A 15,550-nucleotide genomic window follows, 5' to 3' on the forward strand; every position below is an offset into this window, starting at 1 on the left:
TAGAATGAAAGGGGGAGTTTATCGAATGCTTACTATGCAATAATGGTTGCAGAGAAAATAAGGTTGTGATTTTCCTTTTCCGATAGCCAGAGAGCAGGAATCTTTGCCTTCTTCCCGTTCCAGTTTTACAGTCAATCGTTCTGTACCGTTTTTCAGGGAGACGGTAGTCTTGTTTTTTTGAGTACGTATCGACTCGTAATCCCAGAATTGACATTGGTAGACAGCGAAGTGTTCGAAGAAGCCAATGGTCCAGTCGCCGGTCGCTTTATTGATCCAACATCCCGTGATGGGGTATACTTCGGGGTGGGAAGCCATAGGGGTTACTGTTTCGTTTTGTAGCTCGGATGCTACTTTCAGTGTACCTGTAAGGGGGAAACTGAGATAAACCAGCTTGTAGAGTTCTCCGCTTTTGGCGAGCAGGCGATATTCTTTATTGAGGAAATATCCGGCGGATAGGATATCCCATGTTTTCCCGTCATAGAGCATTTTGCCGTCCCGGGTGAATTCGTAGATTACTTTTCCGGTGAGTCCTTTCACCCATTTCCGATAAAGGATGTCGGGCAATGTGGTCGGAGTAAGCAGTTCCGTATGGTCGGGGACTTGCTTGCGGATGCAGTTCCTCGGTTCTTTCCAGCCTTTGTACCAGAGGATGGCGGTGTCATTGAATACGGGAGTGATCCGGAACTCCGTCGTGTCTCCCTTTTGATTGCGTAAATGGAAGAAGTAACTTCCGTCGGCTTCCTGCTCCATTTGTTCGACATAAAAAACGGTGTAGAAATTTTCTACGAAGTTCTCTCCGATAAGCGGACCATTCCAGTCGGATACATTGTCTGTTTTAAATTGCCAGTAACCTCTCAGTGATTCGGGGATTGTTAGTGACGCGGTGGATTGGGCGAAGGTGATTGTCTGTGTGCAGCACAACAGCAATAAGCTTACCATAAGAAAGCTGTGGGGGTGTTTCATAGGTGTGTTTTTATTTAAAGTTAATATGGTTGTAAAGGTATCGTAATATTGAGGCCGTTATATGTGGTACATCTATTATTTATAGATGTTTAACTGTGAAGAAACCACCGTCGGTTTCATCAGCCGCTTTTTTCTTTCTGTTTCGCATCAAGATATTGAACTTGTCATTATCTTTGCAGCGTCATTTTAAACTCTTAATTTATATCGTGTTATGAGAGCTAAAAAGTTTGCATGCTGTTTGTTGGTCATGTCGTTGCTGGCAGGTATTTCATTTATTTCCTGTGGCAATAGCTCCAGGGCGAAAGCGGAAAGAGAAGCGGCACAGGCAGGAGAGGATTTCAAGTCGTTTCTGGAAAAGTTTACTTCCAGTGCAGCGTTCCAGTACACTCGTGTCAAGTTTCCGTTGAAGACTCCGGTCACTTTGCTGGCGGATGACGGGGAGACGGAGAAGACATTCCCTTTTACTAAGGAGAAGTGGCCGCTGCTGGATAGTGAGACCTTGAGGGAAGAACGTATCACACAAGAAGAGGGCGGTGTTTATGTATCCAAGTTTACATTGAACGAGCCGGCACATAAAGTGTTTGAGGCAGGATACGAGGAATCGGAGGTTGATTTGCGTGTTGAGTTCGAGTTGCTGCCGGATGGAAAGTGGTATGTGGTGGACTGCTATACGGGCTGGTACGGATACGACCTGCCGATTGCAGAACTGAAACAAACGATTCAGCATGTGCAGGAAGAAAATGCTGCCTTTAAAGAATTGCATCCTTAGGAGAAGACAGGGTATCTTTTTTTTCCTGAATACATAATTTGAGGTATTTTGTACGATTTGAACCCCTCTTTTTCCGGAAAGAGGGGTTTCTTTGTACCCGGAAATAAACGATCTTTAAACTAATACCCTGAATGATGAAGCAATTCCTTACCCAGTCAGTGACTTTGTTGATATTGTCTTTTCTCAGTCCGGCATTCCTCCATGCGCAGATAGTTACGGACGAGCGGATGTTCTCTTTTGAAGAGCCGCAGCTGCCTGCCTGTGTGACAGGTGTGCGGTCGCAGTTGAACAGATCCGGTGCACATTATAAAGACGGAAAATATTCGCTGGAATGGACCTTTGAACCGAACGGCGTATTGGAACTCAGGAAAGACCTGAAGTTCGAAAAGAAAGACCCGACAGGGAAGGACCTGTATCTTTCCGCTTTCATCGTATGGATATACAATGAACAGCCTCAGGATGCTGCTATCGAGTTTGAGTTTCTGAAAGACGGCAGAAAGTGTACCTCTTTTCCTTTCGGCATCAATTTCAAAGGATGGCGTGCGGCATGGGTCTGCTATGAACGCGATATGCAAGGGACGCCGGAAGAGGGAATGAACGGGCTCCGTATCGTGGCTCCCAATGCAAAAGGGCGCCTTTTCATCGATCATCTGATCACTGCGACAAAGGTAGATGCCCGCCAGCAGACGGCGGACCTGCAAGTGCCGTTTGTCAATGCCGGCACCACCAATCACTGGCTGGTGCTTTACAAACACTCCCTGCTGAAACCGGACATCGAACTGACGCCCGTAAGCGACAGCCAACGGCAGGAAATGCGTCTGCTGGAACGGCGTTTCCGTGATATGATCTATACCAAAGGGAAGATTACGGAGAAGGAAGTGGAAGCCATCCGTAAGAAATATGATCTCTACCGGATTACCTATAAGGACGGGCAAGTTACCGGAGTGCCCGTTTTCATGGTGCGTGCGTCCGAAGCCTACGAGCGGATGATTCCGGACTGGGACAAAGATATGCTGACCAAGATGGGAATCGAGATGCGTGCTTATTTTGATTTGATGAAACGGATTGCGGTAGCTTACCATAACAGTGAGGCGGATTCTCCGACCCGTGAGGAAATGAAGCGGAAATTTATGGCGATGTATGACCATATCACCGATCAGGGAGTGGCTTACGGCAGTTGCTGGGGCAATATCCACCATTACGGATATAGCGTGCGCGGACTTTATCCGGCTTACTTCCTGATGAAAGATGTACTGCGTGACGAAGGAAAGCTGCTTGAAGCGGAACGGACGTTGCGCTGGTATGCTATCACCAATGAGGTATATCCCAAGCCGGAAGGTAACGGCATCGACATGGACTCCTTCAATACACAAACGACCGGTCGCATTGCGAGCATTCTGATGATGGAAGACACCCCCGAGAAACTGCAATATCTGAAATCTTTCTCCCGATGGATTGACTACGGCTGTCGTCCCGCACCGGGGCTTTCCGGTTCCTTCAAAGCAGACGGAGGAGCTTTTCATCACCGCAATAACTATCCTGCTTATGCTGTTGGCGGACTGGACGGGGCGACCAATATGATTTATCTTTTCAGCCGGACAAGCCTTGCTGTCTCCGAATTGGCACATCGGACGGTAAAGAACGTCCTGCTTGCCATGCGTTTCTATTGTAATAAACTGAATTTCCCCTTATCCATGTCAGGCCGTCATCCCGACGGGAAGGGAAAGCTGGTTCCTATGCACTATGCCTTGATGGCAGTAGCCGGAACTCCCGATGGAAAGGACGATTTTGATAAAGAGATGGCATCTGCCTACCTGCGACTCGTGTCTTCCGATTCTTCGGTTGCGGAGCAGGAACCGGAGTATATGCCGAAAGTATCGAACGCACAGGAACGCAGGATTGCCGAACGATTGGTCAGAAATGGCTTTCGTGCAGAACCCGACCCGCAAGGGAACCTGTCGCTGGGCTATGGCTGTGTGTCCGTACAACGGCGCGGAAACTGGTCGGCTGTGGCACGCGGACATTCGCGGTATCTTTGGGCAGCCGAACATTATCTGGGACATAATCTCTATGGACGCTATCTGGCACACGGAAGCCTCCAGATTCTGACAGCTCTTCCGGGACAAACAGTGACTCCCGCCACCAGCGGATGGCAGCAGGAAGGTTTCGACTGGAACCGTATTCCGGGAGTGACTTCCATCCATCTGCCGCTGGATCTGCTCAAGGCCAACGTTCTGAATGTAGACACTTTCTCCGGAATGGAAGAGATGCTTTATTCGGATGAAGCATTTGCCGGCGGTTTGTCACAACAGAAGATGAACGGCAACTTCGGAATGAAACTGCACGAGCATGATAAGTATAACGGAACGCATCGTGCGCGAAAATCCTTCCATTTCATCGGTGGAATGATCGTTTGTCTGGGATCGGATATCGAGAACTCCCATACGGAGTATCCTACGGAAACCACCATTTTCCAACTGGCGGTGACAGATCAAGCGGCGCATGACTATTGGAAGAAGGAAGCGGGTGGGGGAAAAGTCTGGATGGATCATCTGGGTACCGGGTATTATGTGCCGGTTGCTGCAAGATTCGAGAAGAACTTTCCTCAATATTCCCGGATGCAGGATACGGGCAAAGAAACGAAAGGAGACTGGGTATCATTGATTATCGATCATGGGAAAGCCCCGAAAGCGGGAAGTTACGAATATGCGATTCTGCCGGGAACCGACCGGAAGACGATGACTGCCTTTGCAAAGAAACCCGCTTACAGTGTATTGCAGCGAGACCGTAATGCGCATATCATAGAATCGCCCTCTGACGGAATAACTTCCTATGTGCTTTTCGAAACTCCCCGGTCAGTGCTTCCCGGTGGATTGTTGCAGCGTACGGATACTTCCTGTCTGGCAATGGTTCGCAAGGAATCTGCTGATAAAGTTTTATTGACTATAGCTCAACCGGATTTGGCATTGTATCGGGGGCCGAGTGATGAGGCTTTCGATAAAGACGGAAAACGTATCGAACGCAGTATCTATTCCCGTCCGTGGATTGGTAATGAAAGCGGTGAAATTCCTGTGACGGTAACTTTGAAAGGCAAGTGGAATGTAGTGGAAACTCCTTTCTGTAAAGTGCTGTCAAAGGATAAGAAACAAACGGTGCTCCGCTTTCTCTGTAAGGATGGAGCCAGCTATGAGGTAGAACTGGAGAAATAATTTCTTCCTTTCCAGTAAAAGAACTTCTGCCTTCTCGTTGAGATTTCGGAATTAATACATATCTTTGCATACACCTTTCTCCTCCGTCAGCGTGACGTGAATGTAGGAGAAAGGTGTTTCTTATATTTAATAGGAATATACGTATTACTTCCCTGAGTAGAAAAGTTGGCAGCTTAAATTCAGTGGGAAGTGATGCAACAGATATTCCATGCCGATTGTTATATAGCATTCCTGTATATGAGATTGGCATGGATGTCTGTTGTTTATCACTACCACTGAAGGGTTAGCCAACACCTCTACTCAGATAGTGAGATGACAACAGCGTCCATGCCTTTCTCTTTTTTACCCCAAACCCCACATCTTTTTTTAGGGAGAGTGCATGGACGCCTAGTTGTTTTTCTGAAAGACAACCAAAACAACGAAAGCGATATGGACTTAGAAGAGGTGATGGCACAAAAGAAAAAGAATCTTGAAATGCTTATCCGAAACAAGGATGAAGCTATCCGGAAAGAGATGCTCCAATACGAGGAAGCGGAACTTTACATTCGTTTGCAGAGCGAATGTTTCAACCTGTATCCGGTAGTGATAAAGGCGATGGCATTGTTGATTGCTGATGATAGAAGGCGTGCCATCTTCTGCTCCATCGTAAAAGGGCACCGGCTGGAAAAACTGGCTGCCGCCCATAATATGACACCGGAAGAAGCTGTGCGTGAGTTCCGTTCTGTGGTATGTGATCTGAATAGTCGGATAAAACACGGGGCATTCACTGCCAAAGAATCTGTCAATCTTCAGTTGATGCTGGAACGTAATTCGCTAAAAGAGAGGTTGCGAAGCTATGACCTATTGTTGCAACAGTTGCAGCAGGAAAACAAGGAATTGCGTGAGCAGCTCGATACGCTTCAAAATGAAGTGAGAGCAGAAAGCGAGGCGGTAATGACGCTCGAGAAGGAATGGGCTATAAGAGAGGAAATAAAGAAAGAACTACAGGAGAAAATGTGGATGGAGCTGAAAAGACTGATGGAGGAATCCAAGGCAATAACAACAATGAAGTCTACAGATCGGGTATCTTTCTTTGTAAGATCTCTCCGGTGGTTGAAAAGGAAACTCAGGTTAGGCTTAGCTAGGACTCAGCCTCCTGTGAATTAAACATGAGTTTTGCTCCCATGCTCTCATTTTCTCCCTGTATCGCCTTGTCCATCGTGGTTACAGATATGGTAGCAAGTGTGGTGGCAAGTATGAGGGCAAGTGGTTGCTCTCACTCCGCTATATCGTATTGTATATTGTTTTTCTAATGTTATTAATTGATTTATAGGATGTTAATGTCTGATGTGTCAGCTGTTAACAGTTGACACGTCAGACATTAATAATTGAGAAATCAGGTATTAATAGCTGAGAGGTCATCCATTATTGACTGATAAATGAGGTAATGCTTTCCGAACGAACAGGTCAATTGCAACAATTGATGTGGTCAAGTCAATCCAATCGGGCGGTCAAGTCAGCCTAATCGAGTACTTCTCCGATTGGTTTCATGGGACGAAACTTTTAGTTTCATGCCTTGAAACCTTTAGTTTCAAGTAATGAAACCAATAGTTTCAAGCCGTGAAACAAAGTGTTTCAAGCAATGAAACTAAAAGTTTTAAACGTCTGAGGGTAGTCCGAAAACCTGGTTTGAACCCCATACCGTACAGAAATGAAGAATGATGAATGAAGAATGAAGAATTACTTTGCAGCGTGATAGCGCAGCCAATTCTTCATTCTTCATTCATCATTCTTCATTCAAAACCCGTACAGAAAGAAACAAACTGATAACCGGGTTTTCGGACTGATCCAAAGAAAGGGTATATTACAATTATAAAGAAGGTGTGTCAATAGTAACTGGACTCTGACACACCCTAGGCAATATGGGGAATTGAATATATAGTTTCAGTTAATGATTTACTGTAACTTAGAACATGAACATAGCGACTGCTACGATACGGTTATTGCTAACAGAATGAGTATCTATGATCTTGCCCTCCGATTTGTCCAGCTTTCCGTACCATGCCGAACTTAATGTATATTCAACTCCGAACTTCCAGTGAGGAACATTGTAGGTCAGTTCTGCTCCGGCAGTGATCAGTTTGTCAAGGTTGGTTCCTGTTCCATAGAGTTGGTCGGAGACTAATTCGTCGCTTGTACCTAAGTTTTTGGCGTATCCTACAAAGATTCCCGGTTTCCATTTCTGTCCGTAAACTACATTCAGCCAGGAGCTGGAGAAGCGTATCGGAGTGTATTCCTGCTCTTTTGTCTTGTTGTCTATGTGCTTGATTCCGAATCCTCCCAAGCCGGATGCTTGCGTCAGGTTGGAACCTAGTACGCTTTTGGCTCCGATAAACCAATTCTTATTCGTGTATTTTACATGAGCCTCATAAGACAAGGTGGTGATACGTTCGTCTACTTTGCAGATACGTGTGGTAAGTATGGTACTATTGGTGCCCGGATCATACGTAGGATCTTCCCACGAGGATTGTGTACGTGGCCTCAATGAAATCATTTCAATGCCGACACCAGCCAGTAAGCCTCCATTTTTATAATCAGCTCCGACATAAATCTCTGGAATATTGCTCTTCTTTATATATTCCTGACTTTTTCCGGCAGGTCCCTGCGACAGATATTGAGACTGCCATACCAATGCTCCGGTTAACTGGAACTTCTTATCTGTGAAGCGATAACGAATCTGCGGTGCACGGCTGAATGGCTGGAACGGTGCTCCTACGGAAAGATTAAGTATCTGAGGAGAAACATCGCCGAACAACGGATGCCACGTCTGACCTACCAGTACAGCCGACTTTCCCCAGTCCAGATTAAAGTAAGCATGACGGAGGCGTATGGTAGAATAGGAGGTTCCCGAACCACGGAAATCCACTTCCACTTTGGCGGAAGTCTTGGCTGTTCCCAGTTTCGGTCCTGCCACGTCCAGCCCCAGACGGGAGTATAATGTATAGAAGTTGCTGTTCGATGTAGCGTTCAGGTCTTCGCCATTGCCGTCGAGCACTTCATCTTTGGGGTACATGTAGAACAACCCGTCTACCGTTTCCTCGTTGGCACGGCTGTTATAGTAGAAGTCCGTACGAATCTGTCCGTAGAATTTGAATTTAAAATCCTTCAATTGTGCGAAACTGCTTGATAGTGTAATCAAGCTGAGAGATAATAGAATGTATTTTTTCATAATGTGCTTGTTAATAAACGGGCGCAAAATTACATAAAAACGATGGAATAAACGAATAAAAAAGAGAGGAATGGCACTAAATGATTTGGACTGAAAGTCAATTCTACTTTAACAATTTTCTCTTCCCATCATCCTCCAATATACGCATTTGCTGAATAGCTATTTGGTTTAACTTTATGAGTCGCTCACCTTGTGGAATACCTTGGTCAATAAACACGGCATTTAAGTTCTCCATGTTAGAAAGACAAATCAGTTCATTGATAGAGGCATAGTCACGAATGTTGCCTTTCAGTTCGGGGTTCTGTTCATGCCATATTTTTAATTGTACCGAATTCGGTACAATTAAAACTTGGATTGTACAACATTTCCCATTCCCCGATATACTCAAGGGTACTTTTCAAACTAAGCCATCGAAAAATGATATGCTCTTGCATCTGACTGCGAGCCATATCAGTTAGTGAAATATAATCGTTGTCGTTATATGCAACGACCGTAATCTCCGTATTCTGCACTTTAATCTTCGCCATATTTGTATCATTTGGTTTCAAGTTTTCAAAGGTACAGTGAAATATTGAAGAATAGATGCTTTATTCAGAATACTTTCCATTAATGAGAACGGTTAGCAAATCATTACCTCAAAATCGGTCAGCCTATCGTTGATTAAAAAAGGCTTCGATAGCCTGATAATATTTGCTGATGCCTGTGCTTTTGTGGATTGCTTTTAATATCTTCCTGTCGACTAGGGGTTCCATATATTCCCAAAAGGCTTTCATTTTGTTCAGCAACTGTCCGTTTCCTCCTGTCAATAGTATGTCGTAATCGTCGAACACGTCTCTGTGCATGGATTTCAGTCTTTTCCTTATTTCATCGGGCGCGAGCGTACGGTTTTCTTTGTATTCCAAAGCTAAGGCCGGATTTGCCAGCAGTCCCCGTCCTATCATGATTCCCGCCAGTGAAGGGAATTGCTTGCTGATGCGTTGGATGTCTTCCACAAGATGAATATCACCATTGTAGACAAGCGGAAGCCGGCAGACCTCCCGGAAAGCTGAGAATCCTTCCAAGTCTACTTCTCCTTTGTATCCTTGTTTGCCCAGACGGGGATGCATGGTGATTTGGCGCAAAGGCAGGTCGTTCAATATAGGAGCCAGAGCCAGGCATTCGTCCGGCTGTTCCCATCCCAGTCTCATTTTGACGGAGAAACTGATTTGCGGATATCGGGTGACAATGCTGAGCAATGCTTTCACCTCTTCGGGATAAGGAAGGATGCCGGAGCCATTGTGGCGTCTCGCCAGAAGAGGGAACGGACAGCCTAAGTTTATGTCTGCTTCCCGGTATCCTTTCTCGATGAAAAGGGATAAAATCACTTCTGCTTTCTCTGCCGATGAGGCTATCAGCTGAGGTATCAGGTGGGGGACCTTATTCTCCTCAGGTTCGATTCCCCGGACATCTCTGCGACGGGGATCTCCTCTTTCCAGTCGTACGAACGGAGTATAATAAGTGTCTACGCCGCCGAAATACTTAGCGTGTGCGTTGCGGTAAAATGCTTCGGTGTAACCTTGCAGCGGAGCAAAATGAATAGGTAATGTATCTTGCATATCTTTTATTTTGCTGCAAAGATACAGAAAAGTAAAAGAGAGGAACCTCACGGCCCCTCTCTTTTGGGTGTTAAATTGATTAAAGTCTGATTTTCATATACGTTTTTAACGAAAGGTTAGAAAAATCGTGTGTGTGGGGATGTTTTTTATTTAAGTGCATTCAGCCATCCGGGCACGTAGCCCAAACGTTCACGCAATTGTGCCTCGTACAAAGATTCGGGGGATACCTTTGCACCGGTACTCTCTTCATAGGTGACCTGTTGCCGGTCCGTACCTGCGAATTGTACCTTCGTACCGTGTACACCGACTACGATAGGCGGGAAAATCTTCCACCATTTGTCGCTGTCGCTCCACCATTCGAAGTTGGAGGCATGAGAGTCCGTTCCGGTCACGTTCAGGTTCCACAGGGTGAGGTCGCTCAGATGATTGGGGACTTCGTTTTCATCACCTCCCGCACGGTAGTACACAAGGCCTCCCCGACAGTTGTCTATCAGCGTAGCACGAGGCTGTGTGGCATGGGATTCGAAGCAGGCGTCATTGCCCCAGGTTACGTTCCATAATACGGTTCCTACACTTGGCTTCGATACACCGCAGCCGTGGAACTGTCCTTGACAACTCTTGCCGTATACGTCATTTCCTGCGCTTTCATCGCGGACTTTACCGATAAAGACACGTGAGGAACCTTGCGAGCGTACGGCTGAATGTCCGCGTTTTCCACTGATGCGGATGTTGTAAGCCGAGCTGTTGGCAGATTCGGCAAACGTAAGCGCTTCGCTGACACTCTCAAAGTGGACGTTGCGTACCCATGAATTGACTACACGTTGTAAGAGCAACGGTTTGTAGGCTCCGTCGTATTGCCAGCCTACCTTAGCTTGTTCGGCATGGCCTTCTCCGTGGTGGGCGTAGCCGTCCAATGCATTTCCTACAAAGCTGAGGTCTTCTACACCGACATTTTCCAGGTACTTGTATGTGCGGATTTCCCATCCTTCGGTATCGTTATACTTGATGTCGATATCGTGCATGATCGGTTCGTAGAAAGTGATCTTGCCGTTTGCGGCAGATTTCACCTGATGGAACTCGGTGATTTTGACTCCGTACTGGTCGTCAGCGTTCTGGTTGATGGAGATGGGGGCTTTCGCTATCGCCCAGTTCTCATTGAGGGCAATCGGGCCGATCTCTTTTTTTACCAGCTCCCTGTCTCCGCTGCGCAGACGTAACTGCACCCACTGGCCGGAAGAAATCCCGGTGGTCCCGCTGACTTTTACGGTGAAGTCTCCGCGTTGTGCATTCTCGGTGACGGAAGCAAGTTGGGGAGAGTTGCCGGCGTTGTTCGGACCGTTCGTGTGCTTGATTGCCAGAAGAACAGGCGATGAACTGAGGTTGCTGATGCTTGTCGGCAGATGAGGTGTCTCCATAATCAGCCGTGTTTTGTCGGGACCGTCACCTTTGATTACAAAGTTACCGCCATAGATTTCAATGCCGTTGCTGACATTGTTGTTTTTCGAGTCTACGGCATCTTTCTGCTTGCTTTCGTCGCGGGTATTGTCGTCGTCGTTGTGAAGAACGTAGTCTCCTGCGGGGAAGTAGATCACGATCTTCGCGTTGGCATTCATCTTGTTGGTTCCGTTCACTTTCGTCATGTTATTCTCCTGCAGGATGTTGATCAGCGCTTCGCGGGCAGTCATGTTTTTGGCAGTCATGCGTTCCTTTACGTTGATCACTTGGTATCCTAAAGAAAATGCGCCTTGCGGCGCACTTTCTCCATGATTATATCCGGCATACGAATAGTCGAGCAGCACATTGTTCCCTCCCTGTTTGAAGTGTTGCCAGGCTAAAGCCGAGCTGGCATCTATCTCCGTAGTCAGCAGTTTCACCGGAAGCTTCACTACCCGGCAGTAGCCTTCTTTCGAGAATATCTTGATGTAAATCTGTTCCTCGTATACTTTTCCTTGTACATTCGTTTTAGGTGCGGTGACAATCAGTTTGTTTTCTGTCAGTTTCACGCCCCATGTCTGGTTTTCGATGGTGGCTGTTTCCACGTTGGCTTGTTCTACCACGAATTCCTGCTTTTGTCCCAGACCGAAAGTGGCTGTACCTTCGTATTCGATGGTCAGGTAGAAGTCTTTTCCGTAGATAGGAACCTTCACCTGGCTGTTGTCGGCGCGTATGGTAAAGGTGATCTGTCCGGTAGCTTCGTCAATGGTTACATTGCTGAACAGCGAGCTTGCGTTGGCAACGGCTTGCGTTCCGTCGGCGATCTGGTTGTTGCCCAGTTTGTTCCAGGTGCTTCCGTTATCGACAGAAATCAGCCAGAAGCCGTTTGCATCTACTTTCAGCTTTGGAGTTACCCCTGCTGTTCCTGTTTCGGGGATGGCGCTTACCGGTTTGTCGTTTACAAGCAGCTCGGTGGTCATGCCGTTGATGGTATACGCCCAGTGGCCTGATGCGTTGACGCTGAACAAAGGCATGTCGTTCATGTCTACTTTGCCGCTGTATATGGTTACGGTTTCGCCGTTGCTCAGTTCGATGGTATAGTTGTCCTGCTCATCTTTACTGTACCCCACCACCAGAATTTTCCCTTCAACCATCTGCTGATAGTTGCTGATGTCCGAGTTCATCTGTTCTATGCTCGCTTCCAGGTTGGCCACCCGTTCTGTCAGGTCGTCAATGTCGGAGCGTAGATCATCCCGTTCGTCGCACGAGTAAAGTGCGACGAGGAGGGTGATACATATGATTGATATTACTTTTTTCATACGTTAGTCAATATTAGTTGGTTGCACCGTATTCGGCATATTCTGCATTCGGAACGAAGATACCGTTGGCGAGGTCGAAGGTGCCGCCGTCGAACGGATTGGCTTCTAGTATATTAAGTTGCTCCATGCCTTCAAATGGAGCTTTACCTCCATAGAACATCTGCCAGTTGAATGTCATTGTCTTATAAACAATGTTGTTTACACAAGTCGTTCCGGAAGGGGATGTTGTAACAGGGCGGAAAATAATGCAGGCATTTGCTCCTGCTGTATTTGTCCAGAAGATATTGTTCTTTACAGAAATGTCAGCCAGCTTATCTACATATACCATTCCCGTTGTTGCAGTTTCCAAATTGACAAATGTGTTGTTTTCAAGTACACAGTTAGCCATACCGGCTTTACTTCCGACAAATAGGCCAAACTGATTGACCTTTCCTTCAGGACAATAGAATACATTATTTTTGAATACAATATTCTTGTAGTCCTGACTAGTGCTCGCTCCGAGGCTGATGATATACTTCTGATTGGCTGATTCAGATTTGAAGGTAGAATTTTCCATACTGAAGTTTTCTATGCTACGGGTGTTGGAACTCAAGTATAGGATGTGTTTCCCTGCGGAAGGAGTTATCTGACATTGGTCAAAAGCTACATATTTAAACGGATTATTATCTGTATTATATGTGAATATCTGATTGTTCAAGGTACTGGTTCCTACTAATGCGATGTTCTTGCATAAGAAATGTCCTTCACCTGAAGTCTGTACCAGTTTGATTTGAACATCAACATTGACTGTGCTGCTTTTCTGTGAGTTGTCGCCAATGAAGATCAGGTTTTGGACACTGCCTGTACCTGTATAATTTATTGTGACTCCTTCCTTGATAAAGTAAATTCCTTCTTTGGTCACTGCCTGATTGGATTCAATATAAGTTGCATCCGGGAATTTAGTTTGGTTTACTTCAATACCATTGATCGTAATATTTCCTCCTGCATTGTATACGGCATAGTAGCTGTCAACCACCTCTACAGCCTTCACCTGAATCTTGGCAACTGCCCAGCTGGCACCCTTATTCACTTGCACGGTTACGTCCGCTCCATTGTCCGCTGTTGCACGTGTATTGGCAACGGCACTTGCCGGAGCTGTGATGCTCAATGTAGCTACATTAGTGCTTTCATCCGCTTCGCTTACGGTAGCCACCCAGCCGGCGGGAGCAGTAACGATGACGTTTTCACCTTTCACTTTCACAGTCGTAGTAGCAGTCTTGCCATAGCCGATTTCCCAGTATCCGTTCTTCATTCCGGTTTCCGGTTCGGTGATTTCGCACAACAGGTCTTTCACGATAGGTATAGAGATGGCTTCCGTCTGTCCTTTCAGTTTGATCACGAAGAATTCTCCGGTTGAGTCTACATATACTTCCTCAAAGAAAGAGTCTGCACTGCTTCCTCCGGAACCATCGCTGACAGCGGATACCTTTTGTCCGTCTGTATCGAGTACATCTTCCCAGTTCGCTCCGTTATCATAGCTCACCTGCCAGAAGCTTCCTTCGTCCGTAATCCGGAACTTGGGAGCTATACCGTCTTTACCGGGAGTTCCTACAGCCTGAACAGGTGTACCGTTCTGCATCAGCACTTCACCGTTCACTACCCATTGGCCTTCGTCATTGACGGTAATTTCAGGATAAGCCACTTCTCCCTTTGAGCCTTGTGTCAGTGAGATGGTTTCTCCGTTGCTCAGTTTCAGTTTATATGTACCGTCTGTATTTGTCACTTCTGTAATAGTCTGACCACCTTCAAGCAATCGCTTGATAGCTGTCATGTTATCGTTCAATAGACTGACTTGTGCTTCCAGAGACGCTACACGGTCTTTCAGATTGTCAACATCGTCTCTCAAGTCGTCTGTATCGCACGCTGCCAATGCAAACAGCGCAAATGCGGTTAACATGATTGATTTAAAGTAATTCATAGATATAATGTATTAGTTATTATTTTATTCGTTGATTGTTATTCTACTACGTTCACAACCATGTGGTAGGTAGTAGTAGATGAGTGGTCGATATTGGCATTTCTGGCGAGGAACGTTACGTTGTAAATACCAATCTCGTTGTACGTATATGTATAGGAGCTCAGACTCTGAGTGATATCCTTCACCTTTGTTCCCTGATCGGGGCTGCAAGAGTTGACGGTGATCAGGTCAGAGACCAGCCAGCTGTATTTCAGCGGATCATTTGCATTGGTACTATGGATGAAGAAGGAGCCACCGCCTACACCTGTCAGGTTCCAGATACCGGATGTGTTGTTTGTAACCGTTCCGTATTCACGGTCGTTGGTCATACCAGTCTGATCTTTCAAGTTCCATTTGTTCTTCATGTTGACCGGAGTGAAACCGAAAGAACCGGCAGAATATTCAGTTTCCTGTCCGCTGGTCATCACATTGTTGATGCGCATCTGCTCAAAGTACATCTTTGACTGTGCTACGGTATTGTCAATACCCCGGTAGCAAATGGCGATGGCAATTCGTTTGCCCATGTACTCTTTCATATCGAAACTGTATGGAGTGGCAAGATCAGCATTACCTACCGCCGCTGTGGGGAAGGAGGATTGTGGAACCAGTTCTTTCCATTTACCGTCCTTCTCGAACTGCTCTACAAGCAAAGAGTCGGCTTCGAAATTATCCTTGTATAATCCGGTGAATTCATCGGATATATACACGTGTTTCTCTAATGTCGTGCTTGGGTTTCCATACTGGAACCAGATAGAGAAGTTCAGTGTGGACGACTTGATCTGTGAAGGATCAACTGTTTCGCGTTCGCGATACTCGTATTTGCTGCCTGCTTCTCCACTGAAGAAGGTCAGGAAATCCGGATCGCCCGAAAGGATGAACTCTATCGGAGTGCCCTTCTTGGCAGTAATGATCTGTCCGTCGAAACTTACATTTTCGTTGGTTGCTACTTTTACGTGCAAGCCTACCGCTTCGTCCAGCCCGTCGCTGCAAGCCCCGAAGAAGAGGCTCGCTATACAGATGGCTATGAGTTTATATGTTTTCATAATCTATGATGCTT

9 protein-coding genes and 1 pseudogene are annotated in these 15,550 nt (G+C 46.3%); 3 read left to right on the forward strand and 7 right to left on the reverse strand.

Features of this window, described 5'->3' with window-relative positions:
* Positions 1–18: 18 nt before the first annotated feature.
* Positions 19–963, reverse strand: coding sequence for a hypothetical protein (locus HMPREF2794_RS01345; protein ID WP_246839576.1), 945 nt, complete (start codon positions 961–963; stop codon positions 19–21).
* Between the two features lie 211 nt (positions 964–1,174).
* On the opposite strand from HMPREF2794_RS01345, the gene HMPREF2794_RS01350 reads away from it, so the two are divergent.
* The 3 genes from HMPREF2794_RS01350 to HMPREF2794_RS01360 all read left to right on the forward strand — a co-directional run bounded on the left by HMPREF2794_RS01350 (position 1,175) and on the right by HMPREF2794_RS01360 (position 6,087).
* A complete protein-coding gene (locus HMPREF2794_RS01350; protein ID WP_029425185.1) occupies positions 1,175–1,732 on the forward strand; it encodes a hypothetical protein in 558 nt (185 codons plus the stop codon).
* A gap of 131 nt (positions 1,733–1,863) precedes the next feature.
* Complete coding sequence (locus HMPREF2794_RS01355; protein ID WP_070750677.1) at positions 1,864–4,941, forward strand: chondroitinase family polysaccharide lyase; 3,078 nt, start codon at positions 1,864–1,866, stop codon at positions 4,939–4,941.
* A gap of 429 nt (positions 4,942–5,370) precedes the next feature.
* Complete coding sequence (locus HMPREF2794_RS01360) at positions 5,371–6,087, forward strand: hypothetical protein (protein ID WP_010536058.1); 717 nt, start codon at positions 5,371–5,373, stop codon at positions 6,085–6,087.
* A 799-nt stretch (positions 6,088–6,886) separates the two neighbouring features.
* Here the strand turns inward: HMPREF2794_RS01360 and HMPREF2794_RS01365 are convergent.
* The 6 genes and pseudogenes from HMPREF2794_RS01365 to HMPREF2794_RS01390 all read right to left on the reverse strand — a co-directional run bounded on the left by HMPREF2794_RS01365 (position 6,887) and on the right by HMPREF2794_RS01390 (position 15,536).
* Positions 6,887–8,149, reverse strand: coding sequence for a DcaP family trimeric outer membrane transporter (locus HMPREF2794_RS01365; RefSeq protein ID WP_070750679.1), 1,263 nt, complete (start codon positions 8,147–8,149; stop codon positions 6,887–6,889).
* 103 nt (positions 8,150–8,252) lie between these two features.
* Positions 8,253–8,676: pseudogene (locus HMPREF2794_RS01370) on the reverse strand (KilA-N domain-containing protein).
* A 123-nt stretch (positions 8,677–8,799) separates the two neighbouring features.
* Positions 8,800–9,744 (reverse strand): tRNA-dihydrouridine synthase family protein, encoded by a 945-nt coding sequence (locus tag HMPREF2794_RS01375; RefSeq protein WP_070750681.1) that lies wholly within the window; start codon positions 9,742–9,744, stop codon positions 8,800–8,802.
* Positions 9,745–9,890: 146 nt separating this feature from the next.
* Entirely contained in the window at positions 9,891–12,497 is a 2,607-nt protein-coding gene (locus HMPREF2794_RS01380; RefSeq protein WP_070750683.1) for a DUF4955 domain-containing protein, read from the reverse strand.
* A gap of 13 nt (positions 12,498–12,510) precedes the next feature.
* A complete protein-coding gene (locus HMPREF2794_RS01385; protein WP_070750685.1) occupies positions 12,511–14,454 on the reverse strand; it encodes a PL29 family lyase N-terminal domain-containing protein in 1,944 nt (647 codons plus the stop codon).
* Between the two features lie 38 nt (positions 14,455–14,492).
* Positions 14,493–15,536, reverse strand: a complete 1,044-nt coding sequence (locus HMPREF2794_RS01390; protein ID WP_010536063.1) for a DUF5017 domain-containing protein — start codon at positions 15,534–15,536, stop codon at positions 14,493–14,495.
* Positions 15,537–15,550 lie beyond the last annotated feature (14 nt).

This window comes from Bacteroides sp. HMSC067B03, assembly GCF_001811315.1.
Classification (GTDB): domain Bacteria; phylum Bacteroidota; class Bacteroidia; order Bacteroidales; family Bacteroidaceae; genus Bacteroides; species Bacteroides faecis.